The organism is Prauserella cavernicola (assembly GCF_016595675.1).
Taxonomy (GTDB): domain Bacteria; phylum Actinomycetota; class Actinomycetes; order Mycobacteriales; family Pseudonocardiaceae; genus Prauserella_A; species Prauserella_A cavernicola.
Window position 1 is genome coordinate 252,413 of sequence record NZ_JAENJH010000005.1, and the last position, 22,072, is coordinate 274,484.

Annotated in this window: 19 protein-coding genes and 2 riboswitches; of the genes, 10 read left to right on the forward strand and 9 right to left on the reverse strand. The window is 73.6% G+C overall.

Annotated features, from left to right (window positions below; all coding sequences use genetic code 11):
* The first annotated feature begins 47 nt into the window (after positions 1-47).
* The 3 genes from JHE00_RS21550 (at position 48) to JHE00_RS21560 (ending at position 2,652) form a co-directional block, all read left to right on the forward strand.
* Positions 48-1,451: a Dyp-type peroxidase gene (locus JHE00_RS21550; RefSeq protein WP_200320919.1), complete on the forward strand. Its 1,404-nt coding sequence runs from the start codon at positions 48-50 to the stop codon at positions 1,449-1,451.
* 66 nt (positions 1,452-1,517) lie between these two features.
* A riboswitch (adenosylcobalamin (AdoCbl) riboswitch) is annotated at positions 1,518-1,604 on the forward strand.
* Positions 1,605-1,647: 43 nt separating this feature from the next.
* On the forward strand, positions 1,648-1,863 hold the full coding sequence (locus tag JHE00_RS21555) for a CbtB domain-containing protein (RefSeq protein WP_200320921.1): 216 nt from the start codon (positions 1,648-1,650) through the stop codon (positions 1,861-1,863).
* Positions 1,864-1,875: 12 nt separating this feature from the next.
* A complete protein-coding gene (locus JHE00_RS21560; protein WP_200320923.1) occupies positions 1,876-2,652 on the forward strand; it encodes a CbtA family protein in 777 nt (258 codons plus the stop codon).
* Positions 2,653-2,939: 287 nt separating this feature from the next.
* On the opposite strand, the gene JHE00_RS21565 is transcribed toward JHE00_RS21560, so the two are convergent.
* On the reverse strand, positions 2,940-3,878 hold the full coding sequence (locus tag JHE00_RS21565; protein ID WP_200320925.1) for a cobalamin biosynthesis protein: 939 nt from the start codon (positions 3,876-3,878) through the stop codon (positions 2,940-2,942).
* A 36-nt stretch (positions 3,879-3,914) separates the two neighbouring features.
* Here JHE00_RS21565 and JHE00_RS21570 point away from each other — a divergent pair, with 36 nt between their 5' ends.
* The 3 genes from JHE00_RS21570 to JHE00_RS21580 are packed head-to-tail and all read left to right on the forward strand — an operon-like array spanning position 3,915 to position 6,485.
* Positions 3,915-4,544 (forward strand): bifunctional adenosylcobinamide kinase/adenosylcobinamide-phosphate guanylyltransferase, encoded by a 630-nt coding sequence (locus JHE00_RS21570; RefSeq protein ID WP_200320927.1) that lies wholly within the window; start codon positions 3,915-3,917, stop codon positions 4,542-4,544.
* A gap of 53 nt (positions 4,545-4,597) precedes the next feature.
* Positions 4,598-5,704: a nicotinate-nucleotide--dimethylbenzimidazole phosphoribosyltransferase gene (locus tag JHE00_RS21575; RefSeq protein ID WP_372440489.1), complete on the forward strand. Its 1,107-nt coding sequence runs from the start codon at positions 4,598-4,600 to the stop codon at positions 5,702-5,704.
* Complete coding sequence (locus tag JHE00_RS21580) at positions 5,697-6,485, forward strand: adenosylcobinamide-GDP ribazoletransferase (RefSeq protein ID WP_230424694.1); 789 nt, start codon at positions 5,697-5,699, stop codon at positions 6,483-6,485. The genes JHE00_RS21575 and JHE00_RS21580 overlap by 8 nt, the downstream gene beginning before the upstream one ends.
* 127 nt (positions 6,486-6,612) lie before the next feature.
* On the opposite strand, the gene cobC is transcribed toward JHE00_RS21580, so the two are convergent.
* Genes cobC through JHE00_RS21600 form a run of 4 tightly spaced genes read right to left on the reverse strand, consistent with a single transcriptional unit; the run spans position 6,613 to position 11,531 of the window.
* Complete coding sequence (gene cobC / locus JHE00_RS21585; RefSeq protein ID WP_307832048.1) at positions 6,613-7,632, reverse strand: Rv2231c family histidinol phosphate aminotransferase CobC; 1,020 nt, start codon at positions 7,630-7,632, stop codon at positions 6,613-6,615.
* Positions 7,622-8,956: a cobyrinic acid a,c-diamide synthase CobB gene (locus JHE00_RS21590; RefSeq protein ID WP_200320929.1), complete on the reverse strand. Its 1,335-nt coding sequence runs from the start codon at positions 8,954-8,956 to the stop codon at positions 7,622-7,624. Before JHE00_RS21590 ends, cobC begins: the two co-directional genes overlap by 11 nt.
* Positions 8,950-9,552, reverse strand: a complete 603-nt coding sequence (cobO, locus tag JHE00_RS21595; RefSeq protein ID WP_200320931.1) for a cob(I)yrinic acid a,c-diamide adenosyltransferase — start codon at positions 9,550-9,552, stop codon at positions 8,950-8,952. The genes JHE00_RS21590 and cobO overlap by 7 nt, the downstream gene beginning before the upstream one ends.
* Complete coding sequence (locus JHE00_RS21600; RefSeq protein WP_200320933.1) at positions 9,552-11,531, reverse strand: putative cobaltochelatase; 1,980 nt, start codon at positions 11,529-11,531, stop codon at positions 9,552-9,554. Before JHE00_RS21600 ends, cobO begins: the two co-directional genes overlap by 1 nt.
* A gap of 23 nt (positions 11,532-11,554) precedes the next feature.
* Positions 11,555-11,665: riboswitch (cobalamin riboswitch) on the reverse strand.
* A 108-nt stretch (positions 11,666-11,773) separates the two neighbouring features.
* Here JHE00_RS21600 and cbiE point away from each other — a divergent pair.
* Together cbiE and cobM are read left to right on the forward strand one after the other, a co-directional pair.
* Positions 11,774-12,967 (forward strand): precorrin-6y C5,15-methyltransferase (decarboxylating) subunit CbiE, encoded by a 1,194-nt coding sequence (cbiE, locus tag JHE00_RS21605; RefSeq protein ID WP_307832049.1) that lies wholly within the window; start codon positions 11,774-11,776, stop codon positions 12,965-12,967.
* Entirely contained in the window at positions 12,964-13,707 is a 744-nt protein-coding gene (gene cobM, locus JHE00_RS21610; RefSeq protein ID WP_200320935.1) for a precorrin-4 C(11)-methyltransferase, read from the forward strand. The genes cbiE and cobM overlap by 4 nt, the downstream gene beginning before the upstream one ends.
* On the opposite strand, the gene JHE00_RS21615 is transcribed toward cobM, so the two are convergent.
* A complete protein-coding gene (locus tag JHE00_RS21615; protein ID WP_307832050.1) occupies positions 13,680-14,777 on the reverse strand; it encodes a cobalt-precorrin-5B (C(1))-methyltransferase in 1,098 nt (365 codons plus the stop codon). The two genes, cobM and JHE00_RS21615, sit on opposite strands and share 28 nt — an antisense overlap.
* A gap of 10 nt (positions 14,778-14,787) precedes the next feature.
* Between JHE00_RS21615 and JHE00_RS21620 the strand changes: the two genes are divergently transcribed.
* Both JHE00_RS21620 and JHE00_RS21625 read left to right on the forward strand, forming a co-directional pair.
* Complete coding sequence (locus tag JHE00_RS21620) at positions 14,788-15,549, forward strand: cobalt-precorrin-6A reductase (protein ID WP_200320939.1); 762 nt, start codon at positions 14,788-14,790, stop codon at positions 15,547-15,549.
* A gap of 39 nt (positions 15,550-15,588) precedes the next feature.
* A complete protein-coding gene (locus JHE00_RS21625) occupies positions 15,589-18,771 on the forward strand; it encodes an arabinosyltransferase domain-containing protein (protein WP_200320941.1) in 3,183 nt (1,060 codons plus the stop codon).
* Here JHE00_RS21625 and JHE00_RS21630 read toward each other — a convergent pair.
* Genes JHE00_RS21630 through JHE00_RS21640 form a run of 3 tightly spaced genes read right to left on the reverse strand, consistent with a single transcriptional unit; the run spans position 18,768 to position 22,023 of the window.
* Positions 18,768-20,288: a precorrin-2 C(20)-methyltransferase gene (locus JHE00_RS21630; RefSeq protein ID WP_200320943.1), complete on the reverse strand. Its 1,521-nt coding sequence runs from the start codon at positions 20,286-20,288 to the stop codon at positions 18,768-18,770. The two genes, JHE00_RS21625 and JHE00_RS21630, sit on opposite strands and share 4 nt — an antisense overlap.
* A complete protein-coding gene (locus JHE00_RS21635) occupies positions 20,285-20,911 on the reverse strand; it encodes a precorrin-8X methylmutase (protein ID WP_200320945.1) in 627 nt (208 codons plus the stop codon). The genes JHE00_RS21630 and JHE00_RS21635 overlap by 4 nt, the downstream gene beginning before the upstream one ends.
* A complete protein-coding gene (locus tag JHE00_RS21640; RefSeq protein WP_200320947.1) occupies positions 20,908-22,023 on the reverse strand; it encodes a ferredoxin-like domain-containing protein in 1,116 nt (371 codons plus the stop codon). Before JHE00_RS21640 ends, JHE00_RS21635 begins: the two co-directional genes overlap by 4 nt.
* Positions 22,024-22,072 lie beyond the last annotated feature (49 nt).

The window sequence follows — 22,072 nt, forward strand, 5'->3', positions numbered from 1 at the left end:
CGCTCTGGGGGAGTCCCGGCACACCGCGCCAGTGGAGGATCCCCGCCGTGCCCGTGGAACTGACCAGGCCGTTGTCATGGAAGACCGCGCAGGGCGACGATGCCGCTCTGCTCGACGAGCTGCAGCCCAACATCGTGAAGGCCCACGTTCGCGATCACCTGTCCGTCCTCTTCGTCCGGTTCGGCGACGCCGCCGAGGGACGCGGATTCCTCAGGGCGCTCGCCGGGTCGATGAAGTCGGCGAAGTCCCACCTTGAGGAGATCGAGGCGTTCAAGGCGGCGGGCACCGGCGGCACGCCGTACCTCGGTGTCGGGCTCAGCAACACCGGTTACGAGGCGCTGGGCATCACCACAGTGCCCGCCGACACGTCGTTCCGGCAGGGCATGCGCGACCCGGTCACCAAGGACAGGCTCGGCGACCCGCCCCGGTCGAGCTGGGACGTGCCCTACCGCGAGGGCATCGACGCCGTGGTGCTCGTCGGCGCCGCCACCGACGCGGCGCTGTCCAGAACGCGCAACGCGGTACTCGACCTCGTCACCGACACGATCACGGTGCTGGGCGAGGAAACCGGACTGTCCAGGGTGAACGCGTCGGGTGAGGGCATCGAGCACTTCGGCTACGTCGACGGCCGCAGCCAGCCGCTGTTCCTGACCGAGGACATCGAGGCCGAGAAGCTCACCACCGACGGCACCACCGCCTGGGACCCCTCGGCGCCGCTGGGTCAGGTGCTGGTGGCCGATCCCGCCGCGCCCGACCCGTCCGTCCACTTCGGAAGCTACTTCGTGTTCCGCAAGCTGGAGCAGAACGTGCGGCGGTTCAAGCAGGCGGAGTCGGACCTCGCGGACGCGCTGGGACTCACCGGGCGCGACCGCGACCGCGCGGGCGCCATGCTGGTCGGCCGGTTCGAGGACGGCACACCGCTGACGTCGAACAGCGCGCATGGCTGCCACAGCCCGGTCGCCAACGACTTCGGCTACGGTAGCGACGAACTCGGCCGGAAGTGCCCGTTCCACGCCCACATCCGCAAGACCAACCCGCGAGGCTCGGGCGGCTTCGAGGACCCGGCGAGGGAACACGGGCACCTGATGGCACGCAGGGGCCAGACCTACGGCGAGCGTGCCGACGACCCGAACGGCGACCTGCCGATCGCGGCCCGCCCGGTGGGCGGCGTGGGACTGTTGTTCATGGCGTTCAACTCCGATCTGGGCGACCAGTTCGAGTTCACGCAGCAGGTGTGGGCGAACAACACGGACTTCCCCCGGGTTCCGGCCGGCACGAAGTCACCGGGACTCGACCTCGTGATCGGTCAGGGACCGAGACCAGAGACAACGTATGCGCCCGGATGGGGACGGAACGGGACAACTCCGGCGGATCCGGCGCCACAGGCGGTGACGATGCGGGGCGGAGAGTATTTCTTCATGCCCTCGCTGGCTTTTCTGCGGAATCTGTGACCGCTTCGGTTCGGTTCACATCACGTTGACACGGATGAGCCGCCGAACTTAATCTCGGTGGGCTGCGCGACGGCGGGCGGAAGCCGGTGAGATTCCGGCACGGTCGCGCCACTGTGACCGGGTACGCCCGGGAGTCAGACCCTCCGCCGTCGCACCGTTTCCTACAGGGCCGCGTGCAAGCCCGAGGAGGTCTCCTATGTCGCAGGCGAGCGTTGCTGTTCCGAATCCCGTTCCGGTCCAGATCCCGCTACGGGAAATCGTCCCGTGGGCCGTTTTCGCCGGAATCCTCGCGTTGCTGGTCCTGTTCTTCGTGAGCACGGAATCCGGCGCCGTGGAATTGTTCTCCAGCAATGGTCTGCTGCATGAGTTCGTGCACGACGGCCGACACCTTCTTGCCTTCCCCTGTCACTGACGGCAGGCGACGATGATGAGGACCTTGCTGGTCCGCGGGTTGCTCGCGGGCCTGATCGCCGGTGTGCTCGCCACGGCGTTCGCGTACGTCTTCGGCGAGCCTTCCGTCGACGCCGCGATCGGGATCGAGGAAGCCGGAACGGCCGCGCACGACCACGGCGGCGAGGAGCCCGGCCACTCGCACGGCGCCGAGGAGGCGCTTGTCAGCAGAGGCGTGCAGAGCACGATCGGCCTGTTCACCGGCGTCGGCGCGTACGGTCTCGCCGTAGGCGGGCTGTTCGCGATCACGTTCGCGTTCGGCTACGGCAGGGTGGGCTCGTTGCGACCGCGTGTGACCGCGGCGCTACTCGCGGCGGGTGCGTTCGTGGTCGTGGTACTGGTGCCCTTCCTGAAGTACCCGGCGAACCCGCCCGCGGTCGGCCAGAGCGGGACGATCGGAGACCGCACGGGCCTGTACTTCGCTGTCGTGGCGCTGTCGCTGGCCACGGCGCTGATCGCGGTGACCGCGGGCCGAGCGCTGGCCGACCGGCTGGGCGCGTGGTGGGCGGGCCTGGCCGCCGCGGGCGGCTACGTCGTGGTGGTGGCCGTGGCCGCGGCACTGATGCCCGTGATCGACGAGGTACCGGACGGCTTCCCTGGTTCGACGCTGTGGACGTTCCGTACGGCGTCGCTGGCGACGCAGCTCGTCCTGTGGACGACGGTGGGACTGGTGTTCGGCGCACTGGCCGAGCGCGTGCTGCGCCCCTCGGCGTCGGCTCCGGCCCCTGCGGCGCAGGCGGGTCGGAGATAGCCGCCGGGAGCGCCCTGGTGGGTGCCGACCGCGTCGGTCGCGGCGGAGCCGGGTCGGTGCCGGACAGAGACCGGCGCTCGTCACCGCAACCGCACCGACCGGCGAGGACCGGCCGTGCCCCGCGCGGCGCACGCAACTCAGCGGCACACCGCCAGCGCGGCCACCAGTCGCGCGTGATCAGTCACCATCGGGGCCACACCCACCGGTCAGCGACCGGCCACCCGCACCACTCACCCAAGAACCCGCAACCGACGCCGGGCAACAGCACGCCACCCGACACCGGCAACTCAGCGGCACGCCGCGAGTGCGGCCGCGCATCCGAGCGCGGCCACGCCGACCAGGCGCGACAGTCGCACCGAGCGGCGCAGGTCGACGGCGTCCGGCGCGGGTCCGTCGCCGAGCGCGCCCCGGTTCTCGGTGCGGCCGCCGTAGCTGTTGGTGCCGCCGAGCCGGACGCCGAGCGCACCCGCGAACGCGGCTTCGACCGGGCCCGCGTTCGGGCTCGGGTGCCGGGCCGCGTCGCGGCGCCACGCGCGCAACGCCCGCGCGGGACGGCCACCCACGAGCGGAGCCGCCGCCACCGCGGCCGCCGCGCTGAGCCGCGAGGGCACCAGGTTGGCGACGTCGTCGGCGCGGGCCGCCGCCCAGCCGAAGCGCTCGTGCCGGGGCGAGCGGTGCCCCACCATCGCGTCGAGTGTGTTCAGCGCGCGGTAACCGAGCAGCCCGGGAATGCCCGCGAGACCACCCCACACCAGCGGCGCGACCACCGCGTCCGACGTGTTCTCCGCGATCGACTCGGTCGCCGCCCTCGCCAGCCCCGTGGAGTCGAGCGCGGTCGCGTCGCGCCCGCACAAGTGGGCCAGCCGGGCCCTGGCGGCGGGCAGGTCACCGGCGTCGAGCAGGCGGGCCATCTGCTCGCCCTCCTCCGCGAGCCCACGGCCCCCGAGTACCGCCCACGTCGCGGCCGCCGTGACCGCGAACCGGGCCGCCGGACTGCGCCTCGTCAGCGCTTGCGCCAGCGCCCCCACACCCGCCGCGGCCCCCACGCACGCGCTTGCGTACGCCAGTCCGCTTCGACGGGAATTCGCCCACATGTACTTTTCGAGCCGGTCCGCTCCGCTGCCGAAGAGGGCCACCGGGTGCCCGCGGCGAGGATCACCGAAAATCGTGTCAGCCGCATAACCTGCGACGATCCCGGCCGCGATTACGTGTTGGGAACGGACCACAGCGCGAACCCTAGCCCGTGGGCAAGAATGCCGACCATGATGAACGATCCGAGGCGGCGGCTCACCGACGCGGTGGCCGGGCGACTGGAGTCGGGCGCGGCGGCGCTGCGCCGCTACGGCCGTCGCGTGCAGGGCACCGGCAGGACCCTCATCCTGGGCGGCGTCCGATCGGGCAAGTCCCGGCACGCGGAACAGCTCATGACCCGCCACCCCCACGTCGTCTACATCGCCGCGGGTCTGCCCCCGAGCGACGAGGACCCCGAATGGGCCGCTCGGGTCGCCGCGCACCGCGCGCGCAGACCGGTGTCGTGGCGGACCGTGGAGACCTCGGATCTCGCGAGCGCCCTGCGGGACGCGCGCTCACCCGTGCTCATCGACTGCCTCGGCACCTGGGCCAGCCGCGTCCTCGACGAGGTCGGCGCCTGGGACCAGCAGGACGGCTGGGAGGCCCGGCTCGACGAACGCCTGCAGGCCTTCGTCGACATCTGGCAGTCCACCACCGTGCCCGTTGTCGCCGTGAGCAACGAGGTCGGCAGCGGCGTCGTGCCCCCGACCCCGTCCGGCCGGATCTTCCGCGACGTCCTCGGCGCGCTCAACACCGCCGTCGCCGCCCACTCCGACGACGTACGACTCGTCGTCGCGGGACGGGTACTGGACCTGAGATAGGAGACGACCCGGTGACTGACCCGCTGACCGACCCGGCGACGACCGCCCCCGAGATCCCGGCCATCCCCGCGCTCGACGAGACCGCCCGCACGCTCGCACGCGAGCACCTCGACGGCCTGGTGAAACCACTCGGCGCACTCGGCAGGCTCGAGGACCTCGCGGCCTGGCTGTGCGCCGCACACGGCACCGTGCCGCCCCGCCCCCTCGACGACGTTCGCGTGGTCGTCTTCGCCGGCGACCACGGTGTCTCCCTCCCCACCCCCTCCCCCACTCCCCCTGCGGTTCCCGGCGACGCTGTCGACGCCGAGGACGTCGAGGACGCTGTCGATCTCGTGGCCACCGTGTCGGCCTACCCGCGCGAGATCACCGCCGCGATGGTGCGCGTCTTCCTGTCCGGCGACAGCGGTGTCAACGTGCTCGCCGCCCAGAACGGCGCCAGCGTTCGCGTGCTCGACATCGCCGTGGACGCCGACCTCGACGACGTGCCCGCCGCCGTGCGCGCCCACAAGATCAGGCGCGGCTCCGGCCGCATCGACGTCACCGACGCGCTCGCCCCCGGCGAGGCCGCTCGCGCCTTCGCCGCCGGACGATCCATCGCCGACGACGAGATCGACGCGGGCGCGGACCTGCTCATCCCCGGCGACATGGGCATCGGCAACACCACCATCGCCGCCGCGCTGGTGGCCGCCGTGCTCGGCCTGCCCGTGCCCGACGTGGTGGGAGCCGGCACCGGCGTCGACGACGCGGGCAGGGCCCACAAGGTCGCCGTGATCGAGGCAGCACTCTCCCGCGCGGGCGAGCGCGTACACGATCCCCTCGACCTGCTCACCGCGGTCGGCAGCGCCTGCGCCGCCGCGACCACCGGGTTCCTCGTGCAGGCCGCCGTCCGCGGCGTACCGGTGCTACTCGACGGCGTCTTCTCCGGTGCCGCCGCACTGGTCGCCCGCGAGATCGCCCCCGAGGCCGCCCAGTGGTGGCTCGCCGGGCACCGCTCGACCGAACCGTCCCAGTCCTACGCGCTCAAGGCGCTCGGGCTCGACCCGATCCTCGACCTCGGCCTGCGCCTCGGCGAAGGCAGCGGCGCGGTCCAGGCCGTGCCCGTGCTGCGCGGGGCCAGGGCGGTGCTCGCCGAGATGGGGCGGCTCGCCGACCTTGCGTGACGCGCTCCGGATGGCGGCGGGCACGCTGACGGCACTGCCGGTGCCCGCCCCCCGCGCCGTCGACCGGCGGGTGGCGGGGACCGCCATGCTGCTGGCACCCGTCGCGGCGATTCCACTGGCGGCCCTCGCACTCGGTGTGGTGCTGCTCGGCGACCTCACCGGACTGCCCGCACTGGTCACCGCCGCACTCGCCATCGGCGCCGTCGCACTCGGCACCCGAGGTCTGCATCTCGACGGACTCACCGACACCGCCGACGGCCTCGCCGCCGCCGCCAAAGCCGCGCTCGCCCCTACCGCGGACGCGCGCACCGCGCACCGCGAACGAGCGCTGGAGATCATGCGGCGCGGCGACTCCGGGCCCGCGGGCATCGCGACCCTCGTCCTCGTGCTCCTCGTACAGTGCGCGGCGCTGGCGGGCGCCGTCGCCGCCGGACACGGACCCGCCGCCGTGGTGCTCGGCGTGCTCGCCGGGCGCGCGATGCTGCCGCTCTGCTGCGCGCGCGGCATTCCATCCGCCCGGCCCGGCGGGCTGGGCGACGCCGTGGCGGGCACCGCCTCGATTCCCTGGGCCTGCGCGGGACTCCTCGTGGTGGCCGGGCTGTCCGCTCTTGCGCCAGGACTGCCGTGGTGGCAGGGACCGGCCGCGGTGCTCGGCGCGTGCGCGATCGCCGGAGTGCTGCTGGCGCGGTGCGTGCGCCGACTGGGCGGGATCACGGGCGACGTGCTCGGCGCGTGTGTGGAGACGGCGACGACGACCGCGTGGCTGGTGCTGAGCACCTGAGCCGGGCCGCGCGAGACGCCCTGCGAAGAACCGTGCGACGAAGCGTGGGGGAAGTGCAGTGGTCATGGAGCAACGGTAGCGCGTGTTCGAACACATGTTCGACACCACGATCGGGTGGAGTAGGTGACTACCCCACGTGCTCGCGCAGTGCCGCGAGGAACCCGGACAGCTCGCTGCGCACCGCGATGCGGAGCCAGTCCCCGTCCAGGCCGGGGAACGTGTCCCCACGCCGCACCGCGTACCCGGCCTCCCGCAACGACTCCCGCACCCGGGCCGCACCGGGGATGCGCACCAGCACGAACGGCGCCCTCGGCGTGCCCGCCACCTCGACACCGAGCCGGCGCAACCCGGCCACGAGCGTCCCGAGATCACGCTCGGCCACTCGCGCCAGCTCCTCGGCCTCGGCCAGCGCCCGAGCGCCGCTGCACGCCACCATCGCCACCGCCGCGGGCGTCGACACCGACCACGGCGGCTGCACCGCCCGCAGCCGCGCGATCACGTCCGGCTCCGCGAGCACATAACCCGCCCGCAACCCCGCGATCCCCCACGTCTTGGTGAGGCTGCGGATCACCGCCACCCCGGGAAGCCGGTGCGCGGCCAGGCTTTCCGGCTCACCCGGCACCGCGTCGAGGAACGCCTCGTCGACCACCAGCAACCGGCCCGGCGCGCACAGCCGCCGCAGCGTCTCCGCCGGGTGCAGCACCGACGTCGGGTTGGTCGGGTTGCCCACGAACACCAGGTCCGCCTCGGCGGGCACGGCGTCCGGCTTCAGCGTGAACCCGTCGGCCGCGTCCAGCAGCACCCGGTGCACCGGCAGCCCCGCCGCCCGCACCGCCGCCTCCGGCTCGGTGAACTGCGGATGCACCACGGCCACCCGGCGTGCCCCGGCCGCGGTGGCCAGCAACGTGAACGCCTCCGCCGCCCCCGCCGTCGGCAGCACGTCGGCGGCCTCGCGGCCGTGCCGCGCCGCGATCGCCTCGATCGCACAGCCCACATCGGGATACGCCGCGAGCCCGCTCAGGCACGCGGCCAGCTCCTGCCGCAGCCACTCCGGCGGTTCGGGCAGGCGGACGTTCACCGCCAGGTCGACCAGGCCCTCACCCACCTCGCGGTCGCCGTGGTGCAGCAGGTCGTAGTCACCGTCCACGATGGACCGCCTCGGCGAACCGGCTCGCCAGCCCGGGATGACCGGCCCAGTGCACGTGCAGGTACGACGCGTGCAGCGTGGACGAGGCGAAGCCCTCGGGCTCACCGTTCCACTCCCACGCGGCCGAGTCCCCGCTGCGCGGCTCCACCATCGTGCGGTGGAACTCGTGGCCCGTCACCCGCTGCCCGGTTCCGGCCAGCACGTTGTCGTTCGTCGCCGTCGCCCTCCGGTAGCCGAGCGCGCCGCGCCGCGTCATCCGCGCCGTCGCGTCGAGCGCACCCACCATCGGCAGCCCGTCCAGCTCACGGCACAGGTACAGCAGGCCCGCGCACTCGGCGACCACGGGCATCCCCCGGCGCAGCGCGGCCCCCAGCTCCTCCCGCAGTGGCGCGTTGGCCGACAGCTCCTCCGCATGCACCTCGGGAAACCCGCCGCCGAAGTAGAGCCCGGCACAGCCCTCCGGCAACGCCTTGTCCCGCAACGGATCCACGTCCACCACGTCCACGCCGTGCGCGGCCAGCAGCTCCGCGGTCTCCGTGTAGCGGAACGTGAACGCCTCGCCCGCCGCCGCGGCCACCACCGCGCGCGGGCCGGTGTGCTCACCCTCCGGCGACCACGGCGCCCCGCTCAACGCCGGCGCCCGCCTGGCCACCCGCACCACCGCGTCGAGATCGACACCCCCCGCGATCCACTCCGCCAGCTTCGGCAACAGCTCCCGAGACTCCGGCGCCCGCTCCGCCGCCGGCACCAGCCCGAGGTGCCTGCTCGGCGCGTGGATGTCGTCGCTGCGGCGCAACGCACCGAGCACCGGGATGCCCGTCGGCTCCAGCGCGGACACGATCTCGTCCTCGTGCCGCTGCGAGCCCAGCTTGTTCAAGATCACCCCGGCCAGCTCGAGCCTCGGGTCGTAGCGCGCGAACCCCAGCACCGTCGCGGCGACACTGCGGCTCGCCGCGCTCGCGTCCACCACCAGCACCACCGGCGCGTCCACCAACCGAGCCACGTGCGCCGTCGACGCGTAGCCCTCCGTGCCGAGCGCGCCGTCGAACAGGCCCATCACGCCCTCGATCACCGCGATCTCCGCGGCCCGCGAACCGTGCAGCAGCAACGGAACCACCCGCTGCTCTCCCTGCAGGAACGGATCGAGGTTGCGCGGCGGCGTCCCCGTCGCCAGCGCGTGGTAGCTGGGATCGATGAAGTCGGGACCCACCTTGTGCCCCGACACCGCCGTGCCCCGCGCGCGCAACGCCGCCATGAGCCCGGTCGCGACCGTCGTCTTCCCGTGTCCCGAACCCGGCGCCGCGATGACGACGCGCGCTACCACTCGATGCCCCGCTGACCCTTTTGGCCCGCGTCCATCGGATGCTTGACCTTGCTCATCTCCGCCACGAGATCCGCCGCCTCCAGCAGCGCCTCGGGCGCGTTGCGGCCGGTGATCACCACGTGCTGACGGCCAGGGCGCTCCCGCAACGTCGACACCACGTCGTCGACGTCGATCCAGCCCCAGTGCAGCGGATACGTGAACTCGTCGAGCACGTAGAAGTCGTGCCGCTCGTCGGCGAAGCGGCGCTTGAGCTCGGCCCAGCCCTCACGCGCGTTCTCGGCGTGGTCCTCCTCGGAGCCCTGCTTGCGCGACCAGCTCCAGCCCTCGCCCATCTTGTGCCACTCGACAGGCCCGCCCTGGCCGCTCTCGCCGAGCGCCCGGAACGCGGCCTCCTCGCCGACCCGCCACTTCGCGGACTTGACGAACTGGAACACCCCGATCGACCAGCCCTGGTTCCACGCCCGCAGCGCCATGCCGAACGCGGCCGTCGACTTGCCCTTCATCGGTCCCGTGTGGACGGCCAGGATCGGCCGGTTGCGGCGCTGGCGCGTGGTCAGCCCGTCGTTCGGAACGGCCTCGGGTTGTCCCTTCGGCATCAGGCGGCCCTCCGCTTCACCTCGCGCGTGAGCGCCTCGGCCGCGACATCGCCCAGCGCCACGTGCTCCGCGCCGAGGTGCGCCGCCAGCTCCACGCCGAGCCCGAGCCGCATGCGGCCGCTCTCGCAGTCCAGCACCACGCTCGTCACACCCGAACCGGCCAGCAGCCCCGCCGCGGTGCGAGCACGGGCCACCGCGTCGGACCCGCTCGTGGCCCTGCCGTCGGTGACGACGACCAGCAACGGCCGCCTGCGCGGATCCCGCAACGCCTCCACACGCAGCACCTCCGCCGCCCGCACCAGTCCCTCCGCGAGCGGCGTCCGGCCGCCCGTCGGCAACGCCTCCAGCCGCGACGCCGCCGCGTCGACACTGATCGTCGGCGGCAACGCGACCTCGGCGGAGCTCGCCCGGAACGTCACCAGCCCGACCTTGTCGCGCCGCTGGTAGGCATCCAGCAGCAGCGACAGCACCGCCGACTTCACCTCACGAATCCGCGAGCGCGCGCCCATCGAGCCCGACGCGTCCACGCAGAACAGCACGAGGTTGCCCTCCTTGCCCTCGCGCACCGCATACCGGACGTCGTGCGCGCGCACCACCAGGCCCGCACCGGACCTGCCGCGCGCCCGCTGATGCGGTGCCGCCGCGCGCACCGTCGCGAGCAGGTGCGGGCCGCCCTCCCGCACACCGGCGGGGCGCACGCCGACCGTGCGGCCGCTGTCGGTCACCGCACGGGACCGGCGGCCGTGCGCGCCCGCCCCGGTGCCGTCAACGGTGAACAGCCTTGCGCGGTAAGGACTTCCGGCGCCCACCTGCCGCTCGCCCGAGCCCGGCTGCCCGTTGGCGGGCGGGCCGTCCGAGTCGGAGGGCTCGGGCTCGCCACCCGAACCGGGACCGTCGTCCGGACCCTCGGGTCCGTCGTCGGGATCGTCGGGCCCGCCCTCGGGACCGTCCGGTGGCCCCTGCTCCGGTGGCTCCGAATCCCGCAGCGTCTGCTCCAGCTGCTCCTCGTCGATGCCGGGGGCGTCGAACGGGTTGCGCCTGCGCCGGTGCGGCAAGGCGAGCCGCGCCGCCACCCGGATGTCGTCGGTGGTCACCTCGTCGCGGCCGCACCACGCGGCGTGCGCGGCGGCCGTGCGGGCTGTGACGATGTCGGCGCGCATCCCGTCGACCTCGAACGCGGCGCACACCTCCGCGATCTGCACCAGCGCGTCGTCGGACAGCGACACCGCGGACAGTAGCCGCTGCGCCGCCTCGATATCGGCAGCCAGCGCCGCCTCGGCCTCGGCGTAGCCCTCGGCGAAGTCGCCGGGAGCCGCCTCGTAGGCCAGCCGCCTGCGCACCACCTCCACGCGCTGCGCGGGCTCGCGGCTGGACGCGACCTCGACGGTCAGCCCGAAGCGGTCGAGCAGCTGCGGGCGCAGCTCGCCCTCCTCCGGGTTCATCGTGCCGATCAGCACGAACCGCGCGGCGTGCGACACCGAGACACCCTCGCGCTCCACCGTCACCCGGCCCATCGCCGCCGCGTCCAGCAGCGTGTCCACGAGGTGGTCGTGGAGCAGGTTCACCTCGTCGACGTAGAGCAGGCCACGATGCGCGCCCGCGAGCAGGCCGGGCTGGTAGTCGGTGACGCCGTCGGCCAGCGCGCGCTCCAGGTCGAGCGAGCCCACCACACGGTCCTCGGCCGCGCCGACGGGCAGCTCCACGAGCTTCGCGGGCCTGCGCCGAGCGGCTGCGCCCTCGGCGTGCGGACCGTCGGGACACGCCGGGTCCGGGGCGGCGGGCGCACACGAGAACCGGCAGCTCTCCACCACGTCCACGCCCGGCAGCAGCCCCGCGAGCGCGCGCACCATCGTCGACTTCGCGGTGCCCTTCTCGCCACGCACCAGCACTCCGCCGATCGCGGGTGAGATCGCCGAGAGCACCAGCGCGAGCCGCAGCTCCGCCATGCCGACAACAGCGGTGAACGGGTACGGCCGCATCCAGGCTCCCTCGCTACGGGTGGGTGTCCTCGCCCACGTCTCGTCAGCTCCACATGCGGCCGCCGAAGCTCTGACTCCCAGCCGTTTCCAGCCGGTCACAGTGGCGGGACCGCCCCGGATTCACACCGGGTTCCACGAACGGCCGCGGGCCCGATCATCGCACAGCCACCCGCCTCGGCAGGGGTCCACAATGACGAAGCACACCCCTGCCCCGGCGAGGACAGCGGCTACGGTTGCCCGTTGTGACACTCGTCGTAGTGGGGATCGGGGCCGACGGCCTGCCCGGGCTGGCCGAGTCGGCCCGCGCCGAACTCGACCGCTGTGACGTGCTCTTCGGCTCCCGGCGCCAGCTCGATCTCGTGCCGGACGGCCGCGCCACGAAGGTGCCGTGGCCGAGCCCGCTGCTGCCCGCACTCGACGGGCTGCTGCACGAACACGACGGCCGCCGCATCGGTGTGCTGGCCAGCGGCGACCCGCTGCTCTCCGGCATCGGCACCACGCTCGTGCGCAGGCTCGGTGCCGACCGCGTCCGCGTGCTGCCCACCGTCTCCTCCGCCACGCTCGCGCGCGCCCGGCTCGGCTGGTCCGCCGAGGAGACCGAGGTCCTCAGCGCCGTCGCCCGCGACCCGCACCGCGTGTTGCGCGCCATCGCGGCCAGCCGCCGGGTGCTCGTGCTCAGCTCCGACGCCACCACGCCCGGCCTCGTCGCGGCGATCCTCACCGACGCCGGCTACGGGCCGAGCGCGCTCACCGTGCTGGAGGAACTCGGCTCCCCCGTCGAACGCCGCCTCGACGGCACCGCGCGGGACTGGGCACACACCGACGTCGCGCCTCTCAACGTGCTCGCCGTCGAGAGCGCAGGGAGAACGCCACCACCGCTGCTCGCCGGACTCGCCGACGACGAGTTCGACCACGACGGCCAGCTCACCAAACGCGACGTGCGCGCCAGCAGCCTCGCCCGCCTCGCCCCCGCGCCGGGCGAGCTGCTGTGGGACGTCGGAGCGGGCGCGGGCAGCATCGCGATCGAATGGTCGAGAACCCATCCCGCGAACCGCGCGATCGCCGTCGAGTCCCACCCCGAGCGGGCCGCCAGGATCGGCCGCAACGCCCAGCGCCTCGGCGTACCCGACCTCCGCGTGGTCACCGCGAAAGCACCCGGCGCGCTCGCGGAACTGACCCGGCCCGACGCCGTGTTCGTCGGCGGCGGGGTCAGCGTCCCCGGCGTGCTCACCGCGTGCTGGGCGGCGCTGCGAGCGGGCGGCAGGCTCGTCGCCAACGGCGTGACCCTCGACGCCGAACAGGCCCTCGCGCGCGCCTACGCCGAGTACGGGGGCGAACTCACCCGAATGTCCGTCGAGCACGCGGCCCCGCTCGGCGGCCTCACCGGCTGGACGCCGGCCAGGACCGTGACCCAGTGGAGCGTGAGCAAGCAGTGACAGTGCACTTCATCGGCGCCGGACCGGGCGCAGCCGACCTCATCACCGTGCGCGGGCAGGAACTGCTCGGCCGCTGCGGCGTGTGCCTCTACCCCGGCAGCCTCACCCCCACCGACCTGCTCGCCCACTGCCCGCCCGGCGCCACTCTCGTGGACACCGCCGACCTCACGCTCGACGACATCACCGCCGAGCTCGTGGCCGCGCACGAGGCCGGCCACGACGTCGCCCGGCTGTGCTCGGGCGACCCGGCGGTCTACAGCGCCGTCGCCGAACAGATGCGCCGTCTCGACGCCGCGGGCGTGCCCTACGACGTGACTCCCGGCGTGCCCGCGTTCGCCGCCGCGGCCGCCGTACTCGGCAGGGAACTCACCGTGCCGACCGTCGCCCAGAGCCTGGTCATCACGCGCGCGCAGGCCCGCTCGACGTCGATGCCCGAGGGCGAGGACCTGGCCACGCTCGGCGCGAGCGGCGCGACACTCGCCCTGCACCTCGCCGTCAACCGCATCGAGCAGGTGGTGGAGGAGCTGCTGCCCGGCTACGGCGCCGACTGCCCCGTCGCCGTGGTCGCCAGGGCCAGCCAGGAGGACGAGCAGGTGCTGCGCGGCACGCTCGGCGACATCGTCGCCCAGGTGCGCGAGGCCGGGATCACCCGCGCCGCGATGATCTTCGTCGGCAAGGTGCTGGCCGCCGAGAGCTTTCCCGACAGCTTCCTCTACTCGACGGATCGCCCCCGCGGCTGAGCCCGGCCCACGATCGTCCCCGCGCGGTCGATCGCCACGATGTCCACCGCCACCGGCGCGTCACCGAGGACCCCGGCGGCGACCTCCCGCGCCCGCTCCGCCACCAGCTCACCCAGCGCGAGCCCCTCGGCGTGCGCGAGCTCCAGCGCGTGCAACGCCGTGTTGGCTTCGCGGATCGGCCCGGCGAGCGCGGCGTGCCCCGCACCCTCGGCGAGCTCCGCGAGCAGGCCCAGATCCACCTGCGAGCGCTTGGAATGCAGGTCGAGGTAGCCCGCCGCGAGCTTGGAGAGCTTGGCGAACCCGCCCGCCACCGTCAGCCGCGGCACCGGGTTGCGGCGCAGGTACTTCAGCACCGCGCCCGCGAAGTCGCCCATGTCGAGCAACGCCGTCTCCGGCAGCCCGTACAGCTCGGCCACCACGCGCTCCGACGTGCTGCCCACCGCGCCCGCGACGTGCTCGTGGCCCAGCGCCCTCGCGACGTCGACCCCGCGCCGGATGCTGTCGATCCACGCCGAGCACGAATACGGCACCACCACGCCCGTCGTGCCCAGCACCGAGAGCCCGCCGAGGATGCCGAGGCGCGGGTTCCACGTGTGCCGCGCCATGTCCTCGCCGTGCGGGATCGAGATCTCCACCACGAAATCCGTGCTGTCACCGCTGTCGCCGTGCTCCGCGCACACCCGCTCGACCGCCTCGGTCATCAACCGCCTCGGCACCGGGTTGATCGCGGGCTCGCCGACCGCCAGCGGCAACCCGGGCAGGGTCACCGTGCCGACGCCTGGCCCCGCGCGGAACGTGACGCCGCTGCCCGGCTCGCCCCGCCGCACCGTCGACACGATCAGCGCGCCGTGCGTGACGTCCGGATCGTCCCCGGCGTCCTTGAGCACACCGGCCGTGGCCGAGTCCGGCCCCAGCTCCTCGGTGGCGAGCGCGAACGCGGGGCGCCTGCCCTTCGGCAGCAGCACCTCGACCGGGTCGGGGAACTCGCCGGTCAGCAGCGCCGTGCACGCCGCCGTGGTCGCGGCGGTCGCGCACGCGCCGGTGGTCCAGCCGTAACGAAGTTCAGTCACCATCTACTCCATGGGAAGTAAGGGCAGTATCGCTGCGCGCGTGTTGATCCTCGGCGGCACCTCCGAGGCACGGGCGCTCGCGGCCGGGCTCGTGGCGCGCGACGTGCCCGTCGTCTCGTCGCTGGCGGGCCGCGTCGCACGCCCCGCGCTGCCCGAGGGGGAGGTCCGCGTCGGCGGCTTCGGCGGGCCGGACGGGCTCGCCCGCTGGCTCGCCGAGAACCGGATCACCGCCGTGGTCGACGCGACCCACCCGTTCGCGGAACGCATCGGCGCCTCAGCCGCCACCGGCACGGCGCGAGCGGGTGTTCCGCTGCTGCGGCTGCAACGCCCCGGCTGGGAACCCGCGCCCGGCGACGACTGGCACTGGACCGACACCCTCGACAGCGCGGCGGAACTGGTGCCCTCCCTCGGTTCCCGCGTCTTCCTCACCAGCGGCCGTCAGGGCCTCGCCGCGTTCGCCGGACTCACCGACCTGTGGTTCCTCGCGCGCTGCGTCGACCCGCCGGAACCACCGCTGCCGCCCCGCATCGAGGTCTTGCTCAGCCGTGGCCCCTACCGCGCCGAGGACGAACTCGCCCTGCTGCGCGCGCACCGGATCGAGGTACTCGTCACCAAGGACAGTGGCGGAACCATGACCGAGGGCAAGCTCGTCGCCGCCCGAGCACACGGCATTCCCGTCGTGGTGGTGCGCAGGCCCCCGCGCCCGCCGGTGCCCACGGTCGCCCGCGTCGAGCAGGCTCTGGAATGGACGCTCGAACGAATGACGAGCTGAGTCGAGAAAACCACCCGCTTGCCGCTAGCGTGAAGTTCGATGCGGCCAGCCTCCCGAGCGCCCACCGAAAAACCCGGCAGGGAACCGGAATTCCCTGCCGATACCGCGACGAGCCCGGCGAACGGGACTCGCCTGTGGCGCAGGCTGGCGTTCGCACTCGGGCTCGTGGCCGTCGCCTGCGCCCTCGCCTCGCCGTTCCTGCCCGTCGTCCAGGACACCGCACGCATCGTGTGGCCTGCCGGAGGTGACACCACACAGGTCAACGCACCCCTGTCGGGATACTGGGCACAGGACCTCCGGATGGAAATTCCTTGCCGGACAGTGCACTCCGTCGACGACCGCACCGCGGGCGACGCGCTGCTCCTGTCCACCGTGCCCGCCGCGCGGCTCGGCAACGGAGCCGGAATGCAGCTGCGCGTCGACGACGGTGTCCTCACGGCCTACAACCGCGGCGAACAGGTCGTCCGCCAACCACTGCCGCCCACGGGCTGCGCCGTCCGCTTCGACTCCGACGCGCTCGGCACGTCGCTGTCGGTGGGCGGCACCACCGTCTTCCAGCAGGACGGCGACGTCCGCCCGCGCATCATCGGCGTCTACACCACCATCGACGGCGACCAGGACCCGATCGACGGACTGGCCGTCTCCATCACCCCGGACACGCGCTACCAGTCGTCGCCGACCGCGTTGAAAACCGGCGTGTGGGTGCTCGGGGTCGTCGCGTTCATCGGCTGTCTCGTCGCGGTGAACCGGCTCGACCGCGGCTACGCGCGGCGCGCGCCACGCTGGGCTCCCGTCGGCTGGTGGCGGCTCACCGGCCGCGACGTCACCGTGATCGGCGCGCTCGGCGCGTGGGTGTTCATCGGCCCCGTCACGTCCGACGACGGCTACATACTCTCGATGGCCAGAGTCACCGAAGAGGCCGGATTCCTCGCCAACTACCACCGGTGGTTCGGCGTCGCGGAAGCTCCGTTCGGCTGGTTCTACCACGTCTACCAGGCCATGGCGCACGTCAGCGTCGTCGCCCCGTGGATCCGGCTGCCCTCGTTCCTGCTGGGCGTCCTCAGCTGGATGCTGATCAGCAGGGAGGTCATGCCGCGCCTCGGCAAGGCCGTGCGCTCCAGCCGCGCGGCGGGCTGGGCCGCCGCCGTCGTGTTCCTCGTCTGGTGGATGCCGTACAACAACGGCACGCGGCCCGAACCGGTCGCCGCAGTCGGCTCGCTGCTGGCGATCTGCGCCGTGGAACGCGCACTCGTGACCCGGCGGCTGTTGCCCGTGTGCCTCGGCGTGCTCACCGCCGCGTTCACCCTCGCCGCCACCCCGACCGGCCTGCTCGCCGTCGCCCCGTTCCTCGTCGCGGCCCGGCCACTGTTCCACCTGCTGCGGCAACGAGCGCGCGAAGCGGGCTGGACCTGGGTGCTGGCGCCGATCATCGCCTCGGGCACGCTCGTGCTCTTCGTGGTGTTCGCCGACCAGACCTACGCCACGGTCGCCGAGGCGACGCGCCTGCGCAACGAGGTCGGCCCCAGCCTGTCGTGGTTCCAGGAACTCCTGCGCTACCAGCAGCTGTTCAGCGACACCGTCGACGGCTCGGCCTCGCGCCGCTTCCCCGTGCTGCTGCTCCTGCTGTGCGTCGGCACGTGCCTCGTCGTGCTGCTGCGGCGCGGCCGGATCCCCGGCGCCGCGCTCGGCCCCAGCCGGCGGCTCATCGGCACCGTCGCGGTGTTCTTCGTGCTGATGGCGCTGACCCCCACCAAGTGGACCCACCACTTCGGCGCGTTCGCCGCCGTCGGCGCGGCCATGGCCGCACTGACAGCGCTGGCCACCAGCTCGTCGGTGCTGCGGTCCAAACGCAACCGCGCGGCGTTCCTGTCCGGGCTGCTCGTGGTGGCCGCGCTCGCCGCCACCGGACCCAACGCCTACTGGTACGTGTCGCGGATGGGGGTGCCGTGGTGGAACATGCCACCCCAGCTCTTCGGCGTCCGACTGTCCACTTTGCTCCTGCTGGTCGCCGTGGTGGCCGCGATCGTCGCGTTCCTCGAGAACATCCGCGCGCAGAGCCCCGGGTTCCCGCCACACCTCCCGGAACGGCGCGGGCGCGCACTGTGGCGCGGGTCGCTCGCGTTCGTCGTGGTGTGCGGGCTCGTCGCCACGGCCGAGTTCGGCAGCATGGCCAAGGCGATCCACAAACAACGCGACAGCTACAGCCTCGGCGCCGACAACATCGAGCACCTCGTCGGGCACAGCTGCGGCCTCGCCGACGACGTGATGGTGGAACGCGACCCCGTGGCCAGCGTGCTCACCCCGCTGCCCGCGAACCAGCAGCGCACCGCCGAACGCGACCGCGACCGCGAGCCCGGCGGACTGCCCAGCGCAGCCGAGGGCACCGGCCCCACCCAGGCCGGGTTCCACACCCGGCCACTCGGCACCGGCGACCCGCTCTCCGATCCACCGCACGGGTTCACCCCCAGCACCGTGCCGATGTGGAGCAGCTACAACGAGACCGCCAACCCCACCGGACGGCTGCGCACCAGCTGGTCCGGCCTCGGCTCCCGGCCCGAGGGCGGCCAGGTGGTGGTCGCCGTGTTCTCCCCGCCGGGCAAGGCCACCTCGGCCGACGTCGAGTTCGGCGCCCGGTCGCCGGACGGCATCGAGGTCGTGGACAGCCTGCCGGTGCTGCTGCCCGGCGGCGGCACCGGCGGCTGGGTCGACGTCCGGTTCGACCTCGCCCAGGTGCCCGAGGACGCGCGGATGGTGCGCGTCACGGCCACCGACGACGACCTCACCGAGGACGGCTGGGTGGCCGTCACCGCCCCGCGCCTGCCGACGTTCACCACGCTCACCGACCGCGTCGGCGACCAGCCCGTCTACATGGACTGGCCCACGTCGTTCGTGTTCCCGTGCCTCAACCCCGTGAAGGTGCGCGACGGCATCGTCGACGTGCCCGCCTACCACATCACCGCGAGCTCGCTCGCCACCGAAGGCCAGTGGGCCGAGAGCCCGGCGGGCGGCCCCAACGGCATCCTCGACGAGCTCGCCGCGCAGCCCGAGGTTCCGAGCTATCTGCGTGCTGGCGAGGGCCAGCCGTGGGGCACGCTCGAACAGGTCGAGCCCTTCACCGAGGGCGCGGCGCCCACGATCGTGCGCGGCGAAGCGGTCCGCCCCGGCTGGTGGTCCCCCGGCCCCGGACCGCAACAACCCGACGGGGAGCAGCCCACGCGCTAGTCGTAGCGGCGCGGGGTCCAGACGAGGCGCGAGCCGTCGGGCTGCTCGCGCACCCGCGTGCGCGAGGACCCGATGAGCAACAGGCACCGCATGTCGACGGTCGCCGGGTCGAACTCGGCGAGCGTCTCCACGCGCACCGACTCCTCGGCCCCGCCGACGTCGCGCGCGATCACCACCGGCGTCTCGGATGCCCGGTGGCGCAACAGCACGTCGCGGGCCAGGCCGAGCTGCGTCGTGCGGCTGCGGGAAGCCGGGTTGTAGATCGCCACCGCCAGATCCGCGGCACCGGCCGCGTCCAGCCTGCGCTCGATGACCTCCCACGGCTTGAGCCGGTCCGACAGCGACAGCACGCAGTAGTCGTGCCCCAGCGGGGCGCCCACTCGCGACGCCGCGGCCTGCGCGGCCGTGACCCCCGGCAGCACCCGCACCGACACCCCGGCCCACTCCGGCCGCTCGGCCTGTTCCAGCACCGCCGAGGCCATCGCGAACACACCGGGATCACCCGACGACACCACCGCGACCCTCGCCCCGGCCGCGGCCAGTTCGAGCGCCTCCACGGCGCGCTCGGCCTCGACGCGGTTGCCCGACGCGTGCCTGCGCTGACCCGCTCGCTGCGGCACCTTCGCCACGTACGGCCCGTAACCGACCACGTGCTCGGCCTCGACGAGCGCCCGCTCCGCCTCGGGCGTGAGCCACTCGGGGCCCGCGGGCCCCAGGCCCACCACCACGACCTCGCCGCCGGGTGTCTCACCGGCAGGGCGCGGTTCGGCCTCGGGCTCCCCTGAGCGGCGCGACGCGTAGGCGGGGCTCGGCACCACGGCGACCGAGAAGTACGGCACCGATTCGGGATCGACGTCCGCGAACGGCTCCACGCGCTGCGCCTGCCACGTCGCGCGCTCGACGTAGAACGCTTCGTCGAGCCTGCCGGACTCCGCCAGCGCGTCACGGACAGCGCCGAAGGTGCGGCCCAGCTTCAGCACCGCGGCGGCTTCGGTGTCGGCCAGCCTGCGGGCCAGTTCCGGCGCGGGCAGCGTGCCGGGCAGCAGCGTCAGCACTTCGTCGCGCTGCACCAGTGGCCTGCCCAGCTCGGCGGCGGCCGCGCTCACCGAGGTCACGCCCGGCACGACGTGCGCCTCGTAGCGGTCGGCGAGCCGCTCGTGCATGTACATGTAGGAGCCGTAGAAGAACGGGTCGCCCTCGCACAGCACCACTACGTCACGCCCGGCGTCGAGGTGCTCGGCGAGCCGCTTGGCCGACAGCTCGTAGAACTCCCTGATGGCGCCCTCGTAGCCGCCGGGGTGGTTCGTGGCCTCGGTGGTCACCGGATACATGAGGCGCTCCTCGAGCTGGCCCTCACGCAGGTACGGCTCGGCGACCGAGCGCGCGATGCTGCGTCCGTGGCGCGCGCAGTGGTAGGCGATCACGTCGGCCTCGCCGACGAGCCGCGCGGCGCGCACGGTGAGCAGCTCCGGGTCGCCGGGACCGAGTCCGACGCCGTACAGCACGCCGGTGCTCACACTTCCTCCCGCGAGGCGATCGCGTTGACGGCGCCGACGGCGAGGGCACTGCCGCCCCGGCGCCCGCGTACCACCAGGTACGGCGCGGGCGCGCGGTCCACCAGCAGTTGCTTGGACTCGACGGCGCCGACGAAGCCCACCGGCACGCCGATGATCGCGGCCGGGGCGCCAACGCCCTCGTCGAGCAGCTCCAGCAGGCGGAACAGGGCGGTCGGCGCGTTGCCGATGGCCACGACGGAGCCGGGCAGCCGGTCACGCCACAGCTCCAGCGCGGCGGCCGAGCGCGTGGTGCCGAGGCGCTCGGCGAGCGAGGGCACGCGCTCATCGGTCAGCGTGCATACGACCTCGTTGGCGGCGGGCAACCGCTTGCGGGTGATGCCGCTGGCGATCATGGTGGCGTCGCACAGGATCGGCGCGCCCGCCTCGAGCGCGGCCCTGCCCGCCTCCACCACCTCGAGCGTGTAAGCGAGGTCGTCGACCAGATCGACCATCCCGCAGGTGTGGATCATCCGCACGGCCACGCCGGCGATGTCGTCGGGCAGGATCGCGAGATCGGCCTCGTCGCGGATCGTGGCGAACGAGTGGCGGTAGATCTCCGCCCCGTCCCGGATGTAGTCGATCACTGGCGTCCTTTCAGTTTCGCCGCGAGCCCTGCCCGGGCGACGGGTGTTCCGTCCACGACGTAGCCGTCCTCGTCCACGGCGACGACGTCGAGGTGGGCGCCACGCGGTCGGCCGCAGCGGCGCTCGCAGCCCGAGACGTGCGCGCGCACTCCCGGTGAGGCGATCACGCGCGCGTCGGCGCGGACGTCGGCGCGGGACTTGGCACAGCCGGGCCTGCCGATGCACGCGCTCACTCCGAGCGTCGGGTCGGCGGGGTCGGTGACCAGCGAGGTTCCGGCGGGCAGGCTCGTCAGGCCCGGCAGGACGAGGGTGCGCCACGGCGTGACCACCAGCTCGCCCAGCTCCCTCAGCTCGGAAGCGGGCAGTTCGCCGAACCTCGGCGCGGCCACGACGTGCTCCCCGTGCCTGCCCACCTCGGCGGGTCCGGTGAGCGGCGACGACTCCGGTTCGGTCTCGCGGCCCTCGCGCAGCGCGAGGGCCACCAGGGGTGCGGGGTCGACCTCGCGGACGCGCCAGGCCTGGCCCCGCACGCGGCCGAACTCGGCGGCCAGCTCGGTGAGGACCCGTGGCACGTCGGCCGCGCGCACGCGCGCTCCGGTGTCGGCGCCGTCGAGCAGCACCGCACCTTCGCCCGCCGACGTCGCTCGCCAGCACACGTCGGCGCCCTCACCCGCGACGTCACCGCGACCGTCGTCGAGCGCGAACAGGAACCGGCCAGGCAGGTCCGCGAGAGCTCCGTTCGCGCACACCGAGCGGTCGAGTTCGGCGACCAGCGGACGGACATCGGTGAGCCCGCCGGAGCGGCCCGACAACGGCGAGCCGAGGATGTTGCGCACCCGCTCGTGACTCGGTGAGGGCAGCAACCCGGCCGCCGACAGCCGCGCCACGAGCTCGTCGGCATCGCGTACGGCGCGCAGCTGGAGGTTCGCCCTCGACGTGAGGTGCACGCTGCCATCGCCCAGGTCATCGGCCACATCGGCCAGCGCAACCGCTTGCGCGCCGGTCAGCGCACCGCCCGGCAACCGGACCCGCGCGAGCGTCCCGTCGGCGGCGGCGTGCGTCGCGACGACGCCGGGACAGGCGTCTGCGCGAAGTCTCGTCGGAGCGGCCACGGACCCACTGTAGGAGGTGATCGGGCCGCCTCCGTGTGCACTTCGTCTC